The 18,169-nt window shown below is 59.9% G+C and carries 15 protein-coding genes; 10 read left to right on the forward strand and 5 right to left on the reverse strand.

The window, feature by feature from the left end; all coding sequences use genetic code 11:
* Positions 1 to 14: 14 nt before the first annotated feature.
* Positions 15 to 629: a GNAT family N-acetyltransferase gene (locus BMY54_RS08125; RefSeq protein WP_093430722.1), complete on the forward strand. Its 615-nt coding sequence runs from the start codon at positions 15 to 17 to the stop codon at positions 627 to 629.
* On the opposite strand, the gene BMY54_RS08130 is transcribed toward BMY54_RS08125, so the two are convergent.
* Both BMY54_RS08130 and BMY54_RS08135 read right to left on the reverse strand, forming a co-directional pair.
* On the reverse strand, positions 595 to 1,488 hold the full coding sequence (locus BMY54_RS08130; protein WP_093430723.1) for a LysR family transcriptional regulator: 894 nt from the start codon (positions 1,486 to 1,488) through the stop codon (positions 595 to 597). The two genes, BMY54_RS08125 and BMY54_RS08130, sit on opposite strands and share 35 nt — an antisense overlap.
* 85 nt (positions 1,489 to 1,573) lie before the next feature.
* Complete coding sequence (locus BMY54_RS08135; RefSeq protein ID WP_093430724.1) at positions 1,574 to 1,804, reverse strand: hypothetical protein; 231 nt, start codon at positions 1,802 to 1,804, stop codon at positions 1,574 to 1,576.
* A 185-nt stretch (positions 1,805 to 1,989) separates the two neighbouring features.
* Here BMY54_RS08135 and BMY54_RS08140 point away from each other — a divergent pair, with 185 nt between their 5' ends.
* A complete protein-coding gene (locus BMY54_RS08140; protein ID WP_038366013.1) occupies positions 1,990 to 2,547 on the forward strand; it encodes an NADPH-dependent FMN reductase in 558 nt (185 codons plus the stop codon).
* Between the two features lie 165 nt (positions 2,548 to 2,712).
* Entirely contained in the window at positions 2,713 to 3,996 is a 1,284-nt protein-coding gene (locus tag BMY54_RS08145; RefSeq protein WP_093430725.1) for an arsenic transporter, read from the forward strand.
* A 104-nt stretch (positions 3,997 to 4,100) separates the two neighbouring features.
* On the opposite strand, the gene BMY54_RS08150 is transcribed toward BMY54_RS08145, so the two are convergent.
* Entirely contained in the window at positions 4,101 to 5,051 is a 951-nt protein-coding gene (locus BMY54_RS08150; RefSeq protein ID WP_093430726.1) for a DUF1853 family protein, read from the reverse strand.
* Positions 5,052 to 5,166: 115 nt separating this feature from the next.
* Here BMY54_RS08150 and BMY54_RS08155 point away from each other — a divergent pair, with 115 nt between their 5' ends.
* The 6 genes from BMY54_RS08155 to pepN are packed head-to-tail and all read left to right on the forward strand — an operon-like array spanning position 5,167 to position 11,683.
* Entirely contained in the window at positions 5,167 to 6,057 is an 891-nt protein-coding gene (locus BMY54_RS08155) for an NAD(+) kinase (RefSeq protein ID WP_003224174.1), read from the forward strand.
* Positions 6,057 to 7,028, forward strand: coding sequence for a metallophosphoesterase (locus BMY54_RS08160; protein WP_093430727.1), 972 nt, complete (start codon positions 6,057 to 6,059; stop codon positions 7,026 to 7,028). The genes BMY54_RS08155 and BMY54_RS08160 overlap by 1 nt, the downstream gene beginning before the upstream one ends.
* Complete coding sequence (locus BMY54_RS08165) at positions 7,025 to 7,894, forward strand: rhomboid family intramembrane serine protease (RefSeq protein WP_093430728.1); 870 nt, start codon at positions 7,025 to 7,027, stop codon at positions 7,892 to 7,894. The genes BMY54_RS08160 and BMY54_RS08165 overlap by 4 nt, the downstream gene beginning before the upstream one ends.
* 33 nt (positions 7,895 to 7,927) lie before the next feature.
* Positions 7,928 to 8,188, forward strand: a complete 261-nt coding sequence (locus tag BMY54_RS08170) for a YeaC family protein (RefSeq protein WP_007919229.1) — start codon at positions 7,928 to 7,930, stop codon at positions 8,186 to 8,188.
* Complete coding sequence (locus BMY54_RS08175; RefSeq protein WP_093430729.1) at positions 8,185 to 9,015, forward strand: DUF2797 domain-containing protein; 831 nt, start codon at positions 8,185 to 8,187, stop codon at positions 9,013 to 9,015. Before BMY54_RS08170 ends, BMY54_RS08175 begins: the two co-directional genes overlap by 4 nt.
* A gap of 10 nt (positions 9,016 to 9,025) precedes the next feature.
* Positions 9,026 to 11,683, forward strand: coding sequence for an aminopeptidase N (gene pepN / locus BMY54_RS08180; protein ID WP_093430730.1), 2,658 nt, complete (start codon positions 9,026 to 9,028; stop codon positions 11,681 to 11,683).
* 395 nt (positions 11,684 to 12,078) lie between these two features.
* Here pepN and katG read toward each other — a convergent pair whose 3' ends face one another.
* Positions 12,079 to 14,349, reverse strand: a complete 2,271-nt coding sequence (gene katG / locus BMY54_RS08185; RefSeq protein ID WP_093430731.1) for a catalase/peroxidase HPI — start codon at positions 14,347 to 14,349, stop codon at positions 12,079 to 12,081.
* Positions 14,350 to 14,500: 151 nt separating this feature from the next.
* Positions 14,501 to 16,711 (reverse strand): LTA synthase family protein, encoded by a 2,211-nt coding sequence (locus tag BMY54_RS08190; RefSeq protein WP_093430732.1) that lies wholly within the window; start codon positions 16,709 to 16,711, stop codon positions 14,501 to 14,503.
* 419 nt (positions 16,712 to 17,130) lie between these two features.
* On the opposite strand from BMY54_RS08190, the gene BMY54_RS08195 reads away from it, so the two are divergent.
* Positions 17,131 to 18,147 (forward strand): ABC transporter substrate-binding protein, encoded by a 1,017-nt coding sequence (locus BMY54_RS08195; protein WP_038365959.1) that lies wholly within the window; start codon positions 17,131 to 17,133, stop codon positions 18,145 to 18,147.
* Positions 18,148 to 18,169 lie beyond the last annotated feature (22 nt).

The following is an 18,169-nucleotide window of genomic DNA, read 5'->3' on the forward strand; positions in this document are numbered from 1 at the left end:
GGACTTTTCCCAGTATGCAACCGGTCATGAATCCGAAATACCCAGGGCTGTCGGTGCGTGTCGCCGATGAAGGCTTTGCGCCGTATATCTGGGGCAGCGACTTCAGTTTCGAGGTCACCGCCTATGGCGCTGCCGTGATCGGCCAGCCTGTCGAGCAATGGCGGGTGACGCCGATCGTGCCGTACCGCAAGTGCTACGGCATCGATCCGGAAGAGTTCAGCGCCTTTCATAACGCGCCGGACAGCGCGATTTTCATGGCATATCTGGATGATCAGCCGGTCGGCCATCTGGTGATCAGTACCAACTGGAACAGCTTCGCCCATATCGATGAGCTGGCGGTGCATGCGCCGGCGCGGCGCCATGGCGTGGCCAAGGCGTTGCTCGATGTCGCGCAGTTCTGGAGTCGCAAGAAAAAACTGCCGGGGATCATGCTCGAAACCCAGAACAACAACCTCGGCGCTTGTCGGCTGTATGAGCGTTGCGGCTACGTGATTGGCGGCGTGGACCAGTTGCGCTATCGCGGCATTGATCCGAACACCGCCGAAGTGGCGCTGTTCTGGTATCGATTGTTCGATAACCCGCTGGAAAACCCCGTTAGCTCGCCAGCATCGCCTCGGCTTGTTCCGTGATGATCGCCAGTAACGTCTGAATCGCCGATGCCGGCGCGATGTGCTTGAACGTTAGTGCATAGAGGCTGATCGGCACGGCCGGCGACAGTGGGCAGACATCCAGCCCTGCCGGACGCGCGCCCAGTGCGGTGAACGGATCGACGATGGCCAGGCCTTCGCCGGCCTCGACCATGCTGCGCATCATCTGATGGGTTTGTACGCGAGTCTGGATGCTCGGTGCCGGGCGCAACGCCTGGAGTTTGTTTTCCAGCGCCGGGCTCAGCGGGTCCTGGCCTTCGAGGCCGACCATGGCCTGGCCAGCGAGATCTTGCAGGGAAATGTATTTCTGTTTCGGTTGCAGCCAGCCATGGGGGGCGAGCAGTTGCAGCTTGCCCTGGGCCAATGGCCGGCAATCAATGTCGGGGTGTTCGGGATCGTGCAGGCTCATGCCGAGATCGCTTTCACGCAACAACAGGCTGCGGACGATATCGCGGGTTGGCGCGCTGAGCAGGCTGCACGGTGCATCGGGCAGGCGTCGGCGCAGGGCGGCAAGGCTTTGTGGCAGTAATTGTTGCGCCAGCGGCGGGGTGCCGATGATGCGCAAGGGTGGGGCGAGGTATTGCTTGAGGCTGCTGGCCAGACGCTGCACCGGCTCCAGCGCTTCATAAACGTGGGCGATTTCGACCTGCAATGCCCGCGCCTCGGGCGTCGATTGCAGGCGCCCGCGCACGCTGGCAAACAGCATGAACCCCAACTGACTCTCGGCTTCGCGCAAACGCTCTTCGACCTCGGCCAGCGGCAACTCCAGCCATTCGGCGGCAGTGCCCAGGTGACCGGTCTGCAAGAGCGCCTGAATCACTTCGATATGACGTAAACGCATGCGTGAAGTCCATGTTCAGCAGGTGGGGTCAGTGGCTGAATCCTACCCCAACTCTGCGCATATGACTTCTGCTCATAACGGCCAGTTATGAAGCGACGGTGGTCTCAGGCTCACGGGTCAGGGTGATGCCTGACTGAACCAGGAGAAACTCGTTGTCGTTGACCTTGTTGACGCGATCGCCAATGGCCAGTTTGTAAATCGGCTCCGAGCCAGTGGAACCGTCTGCCGACGGGTTGGATTCCTGGAACTCATGCACGGAATAAACGCGGCCTTCCGCATCTCTTGCATGGAACTGACCGACCAGTACTGCTGCCATCTGCTTAGAACCTCTGGAGATAAAACGCTTGATTTGCGGCTTGGTAGACCGCCATCAAGGCCTGTAAGTTTTCCTACAGGAAAAAAATAATCAGCGCGCGGGAATTTCCCATTGTGTGCTGGTGGAATCGTCACCGGATCATCTATAACTAGTGGCTCCTCCCACGGACCATCGAGAGTTCTTCCATGAGCAATGTCTACAACGTCGCTGTAGTGGTCGGTAGCCTGCGCAAAGCTTCGATCAATCGCAAAGTCGCCCTGGCACTGGCGGAGCTGGCCCCGGCGAACCTCAAGCTTGAGATTGTCGAAATTGGCGATCTGCCACTGTATAACGAAGACATCGACGGCGATTCTCCGCCGGCAGCCTACAGCACTTTCAGGCAAAAAGTGGGTTCTTCCGACGCGGTGCTGTTTGTCACGCCCGAGTACAACCGTTCGGTGCCGGCGCCACTGAAGAATGCCATCGATGTTGGCTCGCGGCCTTATGGCAAGGCTGTCTGGAGTGGCAAACCGGGGGCGGTGATCAGTGTATCGCCGGGTGCGATCGGTGGTTTCGGGGCGAATCAGCATCTGCGCCAGTCGTTCGTATTCCTCAATGTGCCGTGCATGCAGCAACCGGAAGCGTATCTGGGCGGCGCGGGTTCGGCGTTTGACGAGGCGGGCAAGTTGAGCGAGTCGGTGAAACCTTTTCTGCAAAGCTTTATCAATGCCTACGGACAATTCGTAGAGCAACACAAAAAATAAGCTCACCGAAATCCCTGGCACAACAGACATCCTGTGGGAGCGAGCTTGCTCGCGAAGAGGCCATCAGCCACACATCATGGGTGACTGACAGTCCGTCTTCGCGAGCAAGCTCGCTCCCACAGGTTTTAGTGTTTAGCTCTTCTACTTAATTTAAGGCTGTTGCGGATGCTCGCTGCGTCACTGATTTTCCTGCTGACCATTACCCTTGTCATCTGGCAACCCAAAGGCCTCGGCGTCGGCTGGAGTGCAACCCTTGGCGCGGTGCTGGCGCTGATCTTCGGCGTCGTCCACCTCAGCGACATTCCGCTGGTGTGGCAGATCATCTGGAACGCCACCGGCACCTTTGTCGCGCTGATCATCATCAGCCTGTTGCTCGACGAAGCCGGGTTCTTCAACTGGGCCGCGTTGCACGTGGCGCGTTGGGGGCGGGGCAGTGGGCGCAAGCTGTTTGCTTTTATGGTGCTGCTCGGTGCATTGGTGTCGGCGTTGTTTGCCAATGACGGTGCGGCGCTGATCCTCACACCCATCGTGATTTCGATGTTGCTGGCACTGCGCTTTTCTCCGGCGGCGACGCTGGCGTTCGTGATGGGCGCGGGGTTTATCGCCGATACCGCGAGCCTGCCGCTGGTGGTATCGAACCTGGTCAACATTGTTTCGGCAGACTTCTTCCACATCGGCTTCAACCGCTACGCAGCGGTGATGGTGCCGGTCAACTTCGTCAGCGTGGCGGCGACGCTGGGCATGCTGCTGTGGTTTTTCCGCCGCGATATTCCCTCGGCGTACGACCCTGAGCAACTCGAACATCCTGAAACCGCGATCCACGATAAAGCCACGTTCTACGCCGGTTGGGCGGTGTTGGTGATTCTGCTGATCGGCTGCTTTGCGCTGGAGCCGCTGGGCATTCCGATCAGTGCGATATCTGCCGTGTGCGCCGCGCTGTTGCTGGGCATCGCCGCCAGTGGTCACAAGATTTCCACGCGCAAGGTGATGAAAGAAGCGCCGTGGCAGATCGTGATCTTCTCGTTGGGTATGTATCTGGTCGTGTATGGCCTGCGCAATGCCGGGCTGACCGGGTATCTGGCCGGTTGGCTGGATGTCTTTGCCGGTCATGGCGTTTGGGGCGCGGCAATGGGCACGGGTGTGCTGACCGCGTTGCTGTCATCGATCATGAACAATTTGCCGACGGTGTTGATTGGTTTGTTGTCGATTGATGCCAGTCAGGCCAGCGGAGTGGTCAAGGAAGCGATGATCTATGCCAACGTGATTGGCAGTGACCTGGGGCCGAAGATCACGCCGATTGGCAGCCTGGCCACGTTGTTGTGGCTGCATGTGCTGGAGCGCAAGGGGATTCATATTGGCTGGGGGTATTACTTCCGGGTCGGGATTGTGTTGACGGTGCCGGTGTTGTTGGTGACGTTGGCGGCTTTGGCTTTGCGGCTTTCACTTTAGACCGAGGTGACCCCATCGCGAGCAGGCTCACTCCTACAGGGGAATGCATTCCAAATGTGGGAGCGAGCTTGCTCGCGAAGGCGTCATATCAAACACCAACAAACTCAGGCTTGGCCCGGGACATTCGGCCAAAGATCCGACACCAGAAACAACCGCTCAGCCTCTTCCCATTCCCCCTGCGCGTTCTCGGTCAGGCGCACCATCAGCTGCGCCGGGGCCAGCGGCTCAAGATCCTCCAGCCACATGCGTAAATGCTCCATGGTCCACGTCTGGTCCGCCGGATAATGCGCCGGTGCCAGCCAGGCGTGGCGGGGCAGGGGTTGCCAGCGTCCCGCCGGACGTTGAGCGACGAATGCCGGCCAATCCTTCTGATGCAACCAACTGCCGCGCAAATGCTGCGGGTGCGCACCGCTCGGTGATCCAGCCGGCCCGGGCCACGGATACAACAAGTAACCACCGAGCCACAGCTGCGCGCTGAACACCTCGATATCCAGCGCCGCCAGCACTTCGCGACTTTCCGGGCGCGCCGAGATCGGCAATTGATGCTCGGCCAGATGCGCCAGTTTGCGATCCAGCCGATCATGACAACCCGGGCCTAGCCACTGCGCGGGATCACGACCGTCGCCATTTTGCGGGCCCAGATAAAGCTTGATCGCCAGTTCCAGGTGATGCACGCCGTCGCGGTCACGCAACAGCATGTCCAGCTCGCCGAGGGTGTGGCCCTCGCGGCGGATCGGCAGGTTGGCGGCGATCAGCTCAATGCCCGGCGCATGCTCCACGGCAAACTGCCACAGCCGTTCGTAATACAGGCCCAGACGCCGCGTGCGCGCCTGCGACAGCCAATGCAACAAGCCATAACTGTCGCGGTCGAGCTGGCGCAACCAGTGCTCCAGCCGCTGCGGGTCATGCACCCAATCGCTGCCCGCCAGCGGATGACGCTGCGGCCATGGCGTGGTGGCGAGCATCGGCGGGGCGAGTATCACCCACGCCAGATCCCGCACTTCCGGGTGGCGTAATTGGTGGGGCAACTGAAGCAAATCGGGAAACAGGATCATCTTGCGAGCATAGCCTGAAACATGAGCGCACCCTTGAGGCTGAAAGGATTTTGTCTAACCGGCGCTTTCGCCCATAATCGTGCTTTTCGCGTTTTCGATTGTCCGCAGAGGTCCCATGGAGCAATTTCGTAATATCGGCATCATCGGTCGCCTGGGCAGTTCCCAGGTGCTGGATACCGTCCGCCGACTGAAACGGTTTCTGCTCGATCGTCACCTGCATGTGATCCTCGAAGACACCATCGCCGAAGTCCTGCCGGGCCACGGCCTGCAGACCTCGTCGCGCAAAATGCTCGGCGAAGTCTGCGACATGGTCATCGTCGTCGGCGGTGACGGCAGCCTGCTCGGCGCCGCACGAGCGCTGGCCAAACACAATATTCCGGTGCTGGGGATCAACCGTGGCAGCCTCGGTTTCCTCACCGACATTCGCCCGGACGAGCTGGAAGTCGAAGTCGCCAAGGTGCTCGACGGCCACTATCTGGTGGAAAACCGCTTCCTGCTGCAAGCCGAAGTGCGCCGCCACGCCGAGGCCATTGGTCAGGGCGACGCGCTCAACGATGTGGTGCTGCACCCCGGCAAATCAACGCGGATGATCGAGTTCGAGCTGTACATCGACGGTCAGTTCGTCTGCAGCCAGAAGGCCGACGGCCTGATCGTCGCGACGCCGACCGGTTCCACCGCGTATGCGCTGTCTGCCGGCGGGCCGATCATGCATCCCAAGCTCGATGCCATTGTGATTGTGCCGATGTACCCCCATATGTTGTCGAGCAGGCCAATTGTGGTCGATGGCAACAGTGAGCTGAAAATCGTCGTGTCGAAAAACATGCAGATTTACCCGCAAGTCTCCTGCGATGGGCAGAACCACTTCACTTGCGCGCCGGGCGACACCATCACCGTCAGCAAGAAAGCACAGAAGCTGCGGCTGATTCATCCGCTCGACCACAACTACTACGAAGTCTGCCGCACCAAGCTCGGCTGGGGCAGCAAGTTGGGTGGTGGAGGCGACTGATGCTCGATCCCGCGCGCAGTTATGACCTGATTGGTGACGTGCACGGATGCGCCCTGACCCTTGAACACTTGCTGGACCGTCTCGGTTATCACAAGCAGGGCGGGGTCTGGCGGCATCCATCGCGCATGGCCGTGTTCGTCGGCGACATCATCGACCGTGGCCCGCGCATCCGCGAGGCGTTGCACATCGTCCACGACATGGTCGAGGCCGGTCAGGCCTTGTGCATCATGGGCAACCACGAATTCAACGCATTGGGCTGGAGCACGCCGGCGCCGCCAGGCAGCGGCAAGCAGTTCGTTCGCGAACACACGCCGCGCCACGCGCGTCTGCTGCACGAAACCCTGACCCAGTTCGAAGACCATCCCGGTGACTGGCACGATTTCCAACGCTGGTTCTATGAGTTGCCGCTGTTTGTCGACGCCGGCCGCTTCCGCGTCGTGCATGCCTGTTGGGATGCCGGCCTGATCGAGCCGTTGCGCGCGCTGTTCCCCAATGGCTGCATCGATGAACACTTCCTCCAGGCCTCGGCCGTGCCGGACAGCTTTGCCTGCACCGTGTTCGACCGTCTGTTGCGCGGCACCGACATGCGCCTGCCGGATGGTCTGACCATGACCAGCGGCGACGGTCTGGTGCGTTCGTTCTTCCGCACCAAGTTCTGGGAAGACGATCCGAAGACTTACGGCGATATCGTTTTCCAGCCTGATGCACTGCCAGATCCGGTGGCGCAGAAGCCGCTGACGTCCAGCGAAAAAAACAACCTGCTGCGCTACGGCGTCGACGAGCCACTGCTGTTCGTCGGCCATTACTGGCGCAGCGGCAAACCAGCGCCGATCCGCCCGAACCTTGCGTGCCTGGATTACAGCGCGGTGCTTTACGGCAAACTGGTCGCCTATCGTCTGGATCAGGAAACACGTCTGGATCCGCATAAATTTGTCTGGGTCGATGTCGAGCGGCCGGAGGTGCTGCAATGAGTGCGGTAGCGGTATTGCGTCTGCCGTTGACGGTGGACCTGAGTGGTTTCGTCAAGCTGCTGCAACGCATGCAGGTCCCGCATCGGGTCAGCGAAGAGGCGGGCGAGCAGGTGTTGTGGGCGCCGGCGGAAATCAGCGAAGACGTGCGCTCCTTGTACGAACGCTTCCCGGCGGGTGATCCCGATCAGCAAATGGACATCCCCGTTACGCAGACCTTCAAGCGGCCGAGCTTCGCCGAGCAACTGAAATACGCCAAGGCCACCGGGTTCATCCTGTTGTTGTGCCTGATCGTTGGCGGATTGACGTACCTCGGCGAGAACCTGCAAACGCTGCGCTGGCTGACCTTCCTCGACTTTCAGGTGGTCGGCGAGTACATCCATTTCACGCCATTGGCCGACAGCCTGGCGGCAGGGCAGTGGTGGCGTCTGGTCACGCCGATGCTGATCCACTTCGGCATCCTCCACTTGGCCATGAACGGCATGTGGTACTGGGAACTGGGCCGGCGCATCGAGTCGCGTCAGGGCAGTATCAACCTGATCGGCCTGACGCTGCTGTTCAGCCTGGTGTCCAACTACGCGCAATTTGCCTGGAGCGGCCCGACCTTGTTCGGCGGCCTGTCCGGCGTGCTGTACGGTTTGCTTGGACATTGCTGGATCTTCCAGCTACTGGCGCCGAACCCGGCCTATCGCCTGCCGCGTGGCGTGCTGGTGATGATGCTGGTGTGGTTGCTGGTGTGCATGTCCGGGCTGATCTCGATGATCGGTTTCGGCGAAATCGCCAACGCCGCCCACGTCGGCGGGTTACTCATCGGATGCTTCACCGGTTTGTTGGGCGGTTTGTATAACCGCCGTAAACTGGCCGCCTGAAATTTTCAGTAGATAAAGAGCACGGAGACCCTGATGTCCTCTTTTAACGACATGATCAACAACATCACCCCGGACATCTACGAGAGCCTGAAACTGGCCGTGGAAATCGGCAAGTGGTCCGACGGTGGCAAACTCACCGCCGAACAGCGCGAGCTGTCGCTGCAGGCGATGATCGCCTGGGAAATCCAGAACCTGCCTGAAGACCAGCGCACCGGTTACATGGGCCCGCAGGAATGTGCATCGAAGTCGATCGAAGTGCCGAACATTCTGTTCAAATCGGATGCCATCCATTGATCGAGATTGGCCGCGGTGCAATCAGCAAAATGTCGGCGCGCCTGGACGGGCCGAACGTGCAATACGCGTTTCGTCTGGATGACGTCGAGGTGCCGGTCAATCCGTTGATTGGCAGCACGGTGCGTCTGGAATACCTGGGGGCGATTCACTGCACCCATTGCGGGCGCAAGACCAAAACCAGTTTCAGTCAGGGTTACTGCTACCCGTGCATGACCAAACTGGCGCAGTGCGACCTGTGCATCATGAGCCCGGAGCGCTGCCACTATGACGCCGGCACCTGCCGCGAGCCGGAGTGGGGCGAAAAATTCTGCATGACCGACCATGTGGTTTACCTGTCCAATTCGTCGGGGATCAAGGTTGGCATCACTCGTGCTACGCAACTGCCGACTCGCTGGATCGATCAGGGCGCATGTCAGGCATTGCCGATCATGCGCGTCTCGACACGGCAGCAATCGGGCTTCGTTGAAGACCTGTTCCGCAGTCAGGTCGCGGATAAAACCAACTGGCGCGCGCTGCTCAAGGGCGATGCGGCGGCGGTCGATCTGGCGCAGGTACGTGACCAGTTATTCGAAAGCTGCGCCGAAGGCCTGCAAGGTTTGCAGGAGCGATTCGGCCTACAGGCTATTCAGACGATTGCCGATGTCGAACCGCTGGAAATCCGCTATCCGGTCGAGCAATACCCGGCCAAAATCGTCAGCTTCAACCTGGACAAGAACCCGATTGCCGAAGGCACGCTGCTGGGGATCAAGGGCCAGTACCTGATCTTCGACACCGGCGTGATCAATATTCGCAAGTACACGGCTTATCAGCTCGCCGTGCATCAATAAGGACGCCAGCATGCGCACCGAACAACCGAAGATGATTTACCTGAAGGACTATCAGGCGCCCGAGTACCTGATCGACGAAACACACCTGACCTTCGAGTTGTTCGAGGATCACAGCCTGGTCCACGCGCAGTTGGTGATGCGCCGCAATCCGGCACGTGGCCCGGGCCTGCCGCCGCTGGTGCTCGATGGCCAGCAGTTGGAGTTGCTCTCGGTAACGCTGGCGGATCAGGAACTGTCTGACGGCGACTACCAGCTCACCGAAAACCACCTGACCCTGCAGCCGACCAGCGAAAGCTTCACGGTCGACACCAGCGTGAAGATCCATCCGGAAACCAACACCGCGCTGGAAGGCCTGTACAAGTCCGGCACGATGTTCTGCACTCAGTGCGAGGCCGAAGGTTTCCGCAAGATCACCTATTACCTCGACCGCCCGGACGTGATGAGCAAGTTCACCACCACCGTGGTCGCCGAACAGCACAGCTATCCGGTGCTGCTCTCCAACGGCAACCCGATTGCCTCGGGCCCGGGCGAAGACGGCCGGCACTGGGCAACCTGGGAAGACCCGTTCATGAAACCGGCGTACCTGTTTGCGCTGGTGGCCGGTGATTTGTGGTGCGTTGAAGACAGCTTCACCACCATGACTAACCGCGATGTTGCACTGCGCATTTACGTCGAGCCGGAAAACATCGACAAGTGCCAGCACGCGATGAACAGCCTGAAGAAGTCGATGCGCTGGGACGAAGAGGTTTACGGTCGCGAGTACGATCTGGACATCTTCATGATCGTCGCCGTCAACGACTTCAACATGGGCGCAATGGAGAACAAAGGCCTCAACATCTTCAACTCCAGCGCCGTACTGGCCCGCGCCGAAACCGCGACCGACGCCGCACACCAGCGCGTTGAAGCAATCGTCGCCCATGAGTATTTCCACAACTGGTCGGGCAACCGCGTGACCTGCCGCGACTGGTTCCAGCTGTCGCTGAAAGAAGGCTTCACCGTATTCCGTGATTCCGGCTTCTCTGCCGACATGAACTCGGCCACGGTCAAGCGCATTCAGGACGTGGCTTATCTGCGCACCCACCAGTTCGCCGAAGATGCCGGCCCGATGGCCCACGCTGTGCGCCCGGACAGCTTTATCGAAATCTCCAACTTCTACACCCTGACCGTGTACGAGAAGGGTTCGGAAGTGGTTGGCATGATCCACACCTTGCTCGGTGCCGAAGGCTTCCGTAAGGGCAGCGATCTGTACTTCGATCGCCATGACGGCCAAGCGGTGACCTGCGACGACTTCATCAAAGCGATGGAAGACGCCAACGGTGTCGACCTGAGCCAGTTCAAGCGCTGGTACAGCCAGGCCGGCACGCCGCGTCTGGCGGTGAGCGAGTCGTACGACGCTGCCGCAAAAACCTACAGCCTGACCTTCCGCCAGAGCTGCCCGGAAACCCCGGATAAAGTTGAAAAACTGCCGTTCGTGATTCCGGTCGAACTCGGCCTGCTCGACAGCCAAGGTAACGAAATTGCCTTGCGTCTGAGCGGCGAAGCGTCGGCGCAAGGTACCACCCGCGTGATCTCGGTGACCGAAGCCGAGCAGACCTTCACCTTCGTCGACATCGCCGAACAGCCGCTGCCCTCGCTGCTGCGCGGTTTCTCCGCGCCGGTCAAGCTGAGCTTCCCGTACAACCGCGATCAGCTGATGTTCCTGATGCAGCACGACAGCGACGGCTTCAACCGCTGGGATGCCGGTCAGCAACTGTCGGTGCAAGTGCTGCAAGAACTGATTGGCCAGCAGCAGAAGGGCGAGAGCCTGAAGCTTGATCCGCGCCTGGTCTCGGCGCTGCGTACGGTGCTGTCGGATGAGTCGCTGGATCAGGCCATGGTCGCCGAAATGCTTTCGTTGCCGGGTGAGGCGTACCTCACTGAAATCAGCGAAGTGGCGGATGTCGATGCGATTCATATCGCCCGTGAGTTCGCTCGTCAGCAACTGGCGGAAGGTCTGTTCGAAGCGCTGTGGCTGCGGTATCAGGCCAACCGTGATCTGTCGAAGCAAACCCCGTATGTGGCCGAAGCCGAGCATTTCGCCCGTCGCGCGCTGCAGAATATCGCGCTGTCGTACCTGATGCTCAGCGGCAAGCCGGAAGTACTCGCGGCGGCGCTGGAACAGTTCGAAACAGCCGACAATATGACCGAGCGCCTGACCGCGCTGGCGGTGTTGGTCAATTCGCCGTTCGAAGAGCAGAAAGCCTTGGCACTGGCCAGTTTCGCCGAGCACTTCAAGGACAACCCGCTGGTTATGGATCAGTGGTTCAGCGTGCAGGCCGGCAGCACCTTGCCGGGCGGTCTGGAACGGGTGAAAGCGTTGATGCAACACCCGGCGTTCAACATCAAGAACCCGAACAAGGTGCGTGCACTGGTCGGTGCGTTTGCCGGGCAGAACCTGATCAACTTCCACGCGGCGGACGGCTCGGGTTATCGCTTCCTCGCGGATCTGGTGATTGAGTTGAACGGCTTCAACCCGCAGATCGCTTCGCGCCAACTGGCGCCGCTGACGCGCTGGCGTAAATATGACGATGCGCGGCAGACGCTGATGAAGGCTGAGCTGGAGCGGATTCGGGCGTCTGGGCAGTTGTCGAGTGATGTGTATGAGGTGGTGAGCAAGAGCCTGGCTTGATGGTGTGTTGGTGTCGGTGTTCCAGCGATGGACCGGCCCTCACCCTAGCCCTCTCCCAGTGGGAGAGGGGACTGACTGAGGTGGATGGTTGAGCACACCGACCTGAAAGTCCGAAGTCGAACTCAGATTCTGAAACAGATCAAAAGCCCCTCACCCTAGCCCTCTCCCAGTGGGAGAGGGGACTGACTGAGGTGGATGGTTGAGTTACACCGACCTGAAAGTCCGAGCCGAACTCAGGACTTGAAAAGCACGAAGATCGGCTCCCTTTCCCCCTCGCCCCCCTGGGGGGAGAGGGCTGGGGTGAGGGGGTAGGATTCACGCATCACCACAAACCCCAAGCCGTACACATAAAAAAACGCCGCATTAACCAATGCGGCGTTTTTTTTGACTAAAAGTTACTTCAGGTCGAAACGATCCAGGTTGGTGACCTTCGTCCACGCCGCAACAAAGTCCTTAACAAACTGCTCCTTCGCATCCGAACTGGCATACACCTCAGCCAACGCCCTTAATTGCGCATTGGAACCAAACACCAGATCAACCCGCGTCGCCGTCCACTTCACGCTGCCGGTTTTACGGTCACGCCCCTCGAACTCATCCGCATCCCTCGAAGTAGGCTTCCACTCCACACCCATGTCTAGCAGGTTAGTGAAGAAGTCGTTGGTCAGCGCCTCGGTCTGCGAAGTGAACACGCCATGCCGGGTTTGCCCGACGTTGGTGTTCAACACCCGCAAACCGCCCAGCAGCACAGTCATCTCCGGCGCGGTAAGCGTCAGCAGTTGCGCCTTGTCAATCAGCAACGCCTCGGCCGAGACGGTGTATTTGCCTTTGCTGTAGTTGCGGAAGCCATCGGCAATCGGTTCAAGGAAACCGAAGGAATCAACATCGGTTTGCTCTTGGGTTGCATCCGTACGTCCCGGGGTGAACGGCACCGTGACCGAGTGGCCAGCGTTTTTCGCTGCTTGTTCGACCCCGGCATTGCCCGCCAACACGATCAGGTCCGCCAGCGAGACTTTCTTGCCAGCAGCGCCGTTGTTGAAGTCGTTCTGAATGCCCTCAAGGGTTTGCAGCACTTTGGCCAGTTGCTCAGGCTGGTTGGCCTGCCAGAACTTTTGCGGTGCCAGACGCAGACGGCCACCATTGGCGCCGCCGCGCTTGTCGGAGCCACGGAACGTCGAGGCAGCGGCCCATGCGGTCGAGACCAGTTGCGACACCGAAAGGCCTGACGCGAGGATTTTGCCTTTCAGCGCAGCCGCGTCGCTGTCGTCGATCAGCGGATGAGTGACATCCGGAATCGGATCCTGCCACAGCAATTCTTCGCTCGGCAGTTCCGGGCCGAGATAGCGCGACAGCGGGCCCATGTCGCGGTGGATCAGTTTGTACCAGGCACGGGCGAAGGCGTCGGCCAGTTGATCCGGGTTGGCGAGGAAGCGCCGCGAGATCTGCTCGTAGGCTGGATCGAAACGCAGCGCCAGGTCAGAGGTGAGCATGGTCGGCGAGAGTTTCTTGTTCGGATCATGGGCATGCGGAACGGTACCGGCACCGGCGCCGTTTTTCGGAATCCACTGATGCGCGCCAGCCGGGCTTTTGGTCAGTTCCCACTCGAAACCGAACAGGTTTTCCAGGTAGTTATTGCTCCACTTCGTCGGTGTGGTGGTCCAGGTCACTTCCAGACCGCTGGTAATGGTGTCGCCACCCTTGCCGGTACCGAACGCGTTGCGCCAACCGAGGCCTTGTTCTTCGAGGCCGGCCGCTTCCGGCTCAGGCCCGACGTTATCGGCTGGGCCGGCGCCGTGGGTTTTACCGAAGGCGTGACCGCCAGCGATCAACGCGACGGTTTCTTCATCGTTCATGGCCATGCGGCCGAAGGTTTCGCGGATGTCGTGGGCTGAAGCGACGGGGTCTGGATTGCCTTCCGGACCTTCGGGGTTCACGTAGATCAGGCCCATTTGCACGGCGGCGAGCGGGTTTTCCAGATTGCGCTCGCCCTGATCGGTGCGGCTCTCTTCTTTGCCATGCAAATCCGGCTCGGCGACCAACGTACCGTCACCGGGTTCCTGCATGGCGGACTTGTCCTTGCCGTAACGGCTGTCGCCGCCCAGCCATTCGTGCTCCGAACCCCAGTAAACGTCTTCGTCCGGCTCCCACACATCGGGACGGCCACCGGAGAAACCAAAGGTTTTGAAACCCATGGATTCCAGCGCGACGTTCCCGGTGAGAACGATCAGGTCGGCCCAGGAAATATTGCGGCCATATTTCTGCTTGATCGGCCACAGCAGGCGCCGGGCCTTGTCGAGGCTGACGTTGTCCGGCCAGCTGTTCAGTGGAGCGAAGCGCTGTTGCCCGGAGCCGGCGCCACCACGGCCATCGGCGGTGCGATAGGTGCCGGCGCTATGCCAGGCCATGCGGATGAAGAGGGGGCCGTAGTGGCCAAAGTCGGCTGGCCACCAGTCCTGAGAGTCGGTCATCAGCGCATTGAGATCTTGTTTCAGCGCCTGGAAGTCCAGGCTTTTGAAGGCTTTGGCGTAGTCGAAATCCTTGCCCAACGGATCGGACTTTGGCGAATGCTGACTGAGGATTTTCAGGTTGAGTTGATTCGGCCACCAGTCACGGTTCGTCGTGCCACCACCGGCGGCGTGGTTGAACGGGCATTTCGATTCGTTTGCCATGTTCGGGTCCTTATCAGGTCTGCTACGGCCGGCTCGTGCCGACTTCGGACTAGTAAGGCTAGACCCGACTGGGGAAGTCAGCTAATAGGCCGACTATTGGACGTTGATAGTCAGAACCTTTTACTGCGCGCTCGCCCCTATATGACCTTGATCAGGTGGATTGGGCCGTGTCGTCCTCCGGCACGTCGTCAAGGATGTCCTCTTGCCCTGGCAACTCGGTAATCACACTGAAATCCGTCACCTCAACCGCGCCCAATCCATACCCCAGCAAATGGAAAGAAAACGCTTTGCGCTCTTGCGGGTTGTCGAAGCTGAAGTTCATTTCCAGTGGCTGCTCGGCGGTTGCCACCATCTCCTGCGGCAGGCCAATCTGCACGTCCTGTTCAAACTCTTTGGCCTTGAGCTGAATGTACGCCGCTTGTTGAGGATCGACCGAGCGCACGGTCAGGCGCACGCGGGTGTGCGAGCCTTTGGGCATTTCCAGGTACTGCGCGCCGATCAGGTTGTCGGCCCAGTCATCCTTGATTTGCGCTTGCAGCGGGATGACGTTGGTGCTGCCGAACTGATAGCGATGATTGAGCGGCGTGCGCAGCAGCGACAGGTCGAGAGCGTTGGCGCGGGCGGCGATCTGCCGGGCCGGGTGACCGCTGTAGTTGCCTTTGTACGTGGCGCTTTCAGCGATGAACCCGGCGCTTTCGTAATAGCGGCAGCGGCGCGGCATGTCGCACTCGGAAAAAATCCCCTGACCGTTGTGATAGCGCAGCTTGCCGTTGGTGAACGACATGATTTCGCGGCCGCTGTCGTAGTCGCGAAACAGCGAGCGGCCGCTCAGCGCGGAAGGCACCGGCAGGTCGAAGTAGTCGAGGATGGAAGTGCTCAGATCGACGTGGCCATACACGCCTTTGTTGAGCCGTGGCAGTTGTTCATGCTCCGGCGCCAGGGTCAGGTTGAAGCCCCATGAAGAGGCCAGGCGCACGCCGTCAATGCCATGGGATTCGTCCGAGGTGATCACCACCAGCGTATCTTTCAGGACGCCCTGGCGCTCGAGGCCGCTGAGGAATTGCTCCAGCGCATCGTCGAGATAACCGACGGCGGCCTGTTTCGGCGTTTCGTAGCGCTCCAGGTATTCCTCGGGCGCGGAGTAGGGCTGATGGGTGCCGACGGTCAGCAATGTCAGCATCCACGGCTTCTTCTGCTTTTTCAGTTGGCCGACATAATCCAGCGCACCTTCGAAAAACGCCTTGTCATCCTTGCCCCACGGGAATTCCAGATAATTGCTGTTGCTGAACCATTCCAGACCATGAGTCGCATCGAAACCAATGTGCGGCATGATCTTGTCTTTGGCCATGAAGCGCAGCCCGGCACCCTGTAGATAGTGGGTGCTGAAGCCGTGTTCGCGCAGCTGCGCCGGCAGGCAGGCCTGATTGCGCTCGTTGAGGGTGAGCATTTCCACGCCTTTGGGCGTGCCGTTGTTGAGTTTGTCGTAATCGCCGCAGAGCATCGCGTACAGACCGCGAATGGTCTGGTGCGTATGCAGCACGTAGTCCGGGGTGTTCATGCCGCGCTCGGCCCAGCGGCTGAGGTTGGGCATCAGGTCTTCCTGATAATGGCTGCCGATCGCCTCGCGGTTGGCGCGGATGTAAGCCCCGGGAATGCCTTCCAGCGCGATGATCAGCACGTTGCGTGCTTGTCCCGGCGCGGCCAGCAGTTTCTGCCCGTTGAGGTCGACGTCGGTGAGCCCGGCCATGGCTGGCGCGGGTTCTTCGACATCGCCGTCCAGCCATTCCTCGGCCTGGATCTGCAGATCGGCGACCTCGCTGGCCAGCAATTGGTGCGGCAGGTTGTACTGGCGCCACGGATCCGCTTCGCTCGGCCACAGGTTCTGCGCGCCCCAGTGGGCGGCGAACAATACCAGCGGCGCGCTCCAGGCTGCGCGGGGCAGGGGCGGACGTGGCAGGTTGCGGTTGGCAAACCGGGTCAGCAGCCAGAACAGCAGGGCCAGTAGCAAAGTGATGCCCAGTGCAGGATGGGCCAGGCCGCCACCCGTGGAGTTTTCCACGAACTGCGGATCGATCAGGTAATGAATGTCCGAAGGCGTCGGCAGCCGACCGACCGCGCTGACCAGTTCAGCGGTCGCCACCGCCAGCAATCCCCAGAACAGCAACACCGGCAAGGCCAGCCACCACGCCCGGCGATGCAGCAATACCACCAACAGGCTGCCGATGGCCAGATCCGACAAATAGCCCAGCGGTGCCGACCAACCCAGCGCCGCACGCAGGCACAGCGGCACCACCAGCACCAGAACAATCAGGGAAAAGAGGCGGGCATGCGGCTGCCGCAACCGGTTAAAAAGAGCGCTCACAAAAAAGACCTTCCAGCCATTAAATCGTCATAAAAGTGTGCGCGATGATACCAAGGGTGAGCTGTCTGATCGCCCTTTTAAACCCTCATCTGATGCGCTGGTGCGGTGGCCTCTGAAGGTGATGGAGTGTCTGCAGGCCTGACCCGCCTTCGCGTGGCACGGCAATCGACGATATTGAGGCTGGTGGATTTATTGTTTCAGGCTGTTTAACCCGTCGAGCCGCCACCGGATTCCAATGTAGGAGTTGCGGCACGCTGCGATCTTTTGATCTTGTTATCGAAACCCGGAATCAAAAGATTGCAGCCTCCTTTCGCTCGACAACCCGTGCTATCGATATGCGATAAAGGTATTTAATTTCTGTTTTTTATAGCGATAAAGTCAGGCCTTTCAGCACACCACCCCCATGCTGCGAGGTTGTCATGGCCACACCGTTCAAACGTTCTGCACTGACTCTGTTGGCCGCCTCCCTGGCCGCGAGTGCGTTGTTCAGCACCGGCGCCCAGGCTGAAGGCAAGATCAGCATCGCCCAGCAATTCGGTATCGGTTACCTGATTCTCGATGTAGTGCGCGACCAGAACCTCATCGAAAAACACGGTAAGGCGCAGGGCCTCGACATCAAGGTCGACTGGAACAGCATCTCCGGCGCCACGGCGATGAACGAGGCGCTGCTGACCGGTTCGCTCGATGTGGTTTCGGCGGGCGTGCCGCCGATGCTCACCGTGTGGGATCGCACCAAAGGCAAACAGAACGTCAAAGCCATCGCCGCGCTGGGTTCGATGCCCAACTATTTGCTGACCAACAACCCGAACATCAAAACGCTCAAGGACTTCACCGACAAGGACCGCATTGCCGTGCCGGCCGCCGGTGTCGGTTTCCAGTCACGCACCTTGCAGATCGAAACCGCCAAGGAATTCGGTGACGCGCAGTACAAGAAATTCGATGACATCTCAGTCAGCCTGCCGCATCCCGATGCAACGGCCGCGCTGATCGCCGGCGGCTCTGAGATCAACTCGCACTTCTCCAGCCCGCCGTTCCAGTACCAGGCGTTGCAGAATCCCAACGTGCACAAAGTGCTGAGCTCTTATGATGTGCTCGGCGGTCAGGCGACATTCAACGTGCTGTACACCACGGAAAAATTCCACGACGAAAACCCGAAAACCTATAAGGCGTTCTACGACGCTTTGGCTGAGGCTGAGAAAATCATCAAGGCCGACAAACCGGCGGCGGCTCAGGCTTATATCCGTGTCGAGCAGTCGAAGTTGCCGCTGGCCCTGGTCGAGCAAATCGTCAAAGACCCGGAAATCGACTTCACCGTGGTGCCACAGCGCACCTTTATTTATGCCGAGAAATTGCAGGAACTGGGCGTGCTGAAGAACAAGGCCGACAGCTGGAAGGATTACTTTTTTGAAGAGGCGCATGGTGGGGCCGGTAGCTGAAGAACCCGGCCCGGTGCAGGGG

This window comes from Pseudomonas sp. ok266 (assembly GCF_900110195.1).
Taxonomy (GTDB): Bacteria; Pseudomonadota; Gammaproteobacteria; order Pseudomonadales; family Pseudomonadaceae; genus Aquipseudomonas; species Aquipseudomonas neuropathica.

Bases quoted from the DNA above. Each gene is read 5' to 3' on its own strand.
- BMY54_RS08165 (WP_093430728.1), top strand. From the start codon at position 7,025: ATGAGTGCGGTAGCGGTATTGCGTCTGCCGTTGACGGTGGACCTGAGT.
- BMY54_RS08125 (WP_093430722.1), top strand. From the start codon at position 15: ATGCAACCGGTCATGAATCCGAAATACCCAGGGCTGTCGGTGCGTGTC.
- BMY54_RS08135 (WP_093430724.1), bottom strand. From the start codon at position 1,804: ATGGCAGCAGTACTGGTCGGTCAGTTCCATGCAAGAGATGCGGAAGGC.
- BMY54_RS08195 (WP_038365959.1), top strand. From the start codon at position 17,131: ATGGCCACACCGTTCAAACGTTCTGCACTGACTCTGTTGGCCGCCTCC.
- katG (WP_093430731.1), bottom strand. From the start codon at position 14,349: ATGGCAAACGAATCGAAATGCCCGTTCAACCACGCCGCCGGTGGTGGC.
- BMY54_RS08140 (WP_038366013.1), top strand. From the start codon at position 1,990: ATGAGCAATGTCTACAACGTCGCTGTAGTGGTCGGTAGCCTGCGCAAA.
- BMY54_RS08160 (WP_093430727.1), top strand. From the start codon at position 6,057: ATGCTCGATCCCGCGCGCAGTTATGACCTGATTGGTGACGTGCACGGA.
- BMY54_RS08170 (WP_007919229.1), top strand. From the start codon at position 7,928: ATGTCCTCTTTTAACGACATGATCAACAACATCACCCCGGACATCTAC.
- BMY54_RS08150 (WP_093430726.1), bottom strand. From the start codon at position 5,051: ATGATCCTGTTTCCCGATTTGCTTCAGTTGCCCCACCAATTACGCCAC.
- BMY54_RS08145 (WP_093430725.1), top strand. From the start codon at position 2,713: ATGCTCGCTGCGTCACTGATTTTCCTGCTGACCATTACCCTTGTCATC.
- BMY54_RS08130 (WP_093430723.1), bottom strand. From the start codon at position 1,488: ATGCGTTTACGTCATATCGAAGTGATTCAGGCGCTCTTGCAGACCGGT.
- pepN (WP_093430730.1), top strand. From the start codon at position 9,026: ATGCGCACCGAACAACCGAAGATGATTTACCTGAAGGACTATCAGGCG.
- BMY54_RS08155 (WP_003224174.1), top strand. From the start codon at position 5,167: ATGGAGCAATTTCGTAATATCGGCATCATCGGTCGCCTGGGCAGTTCC.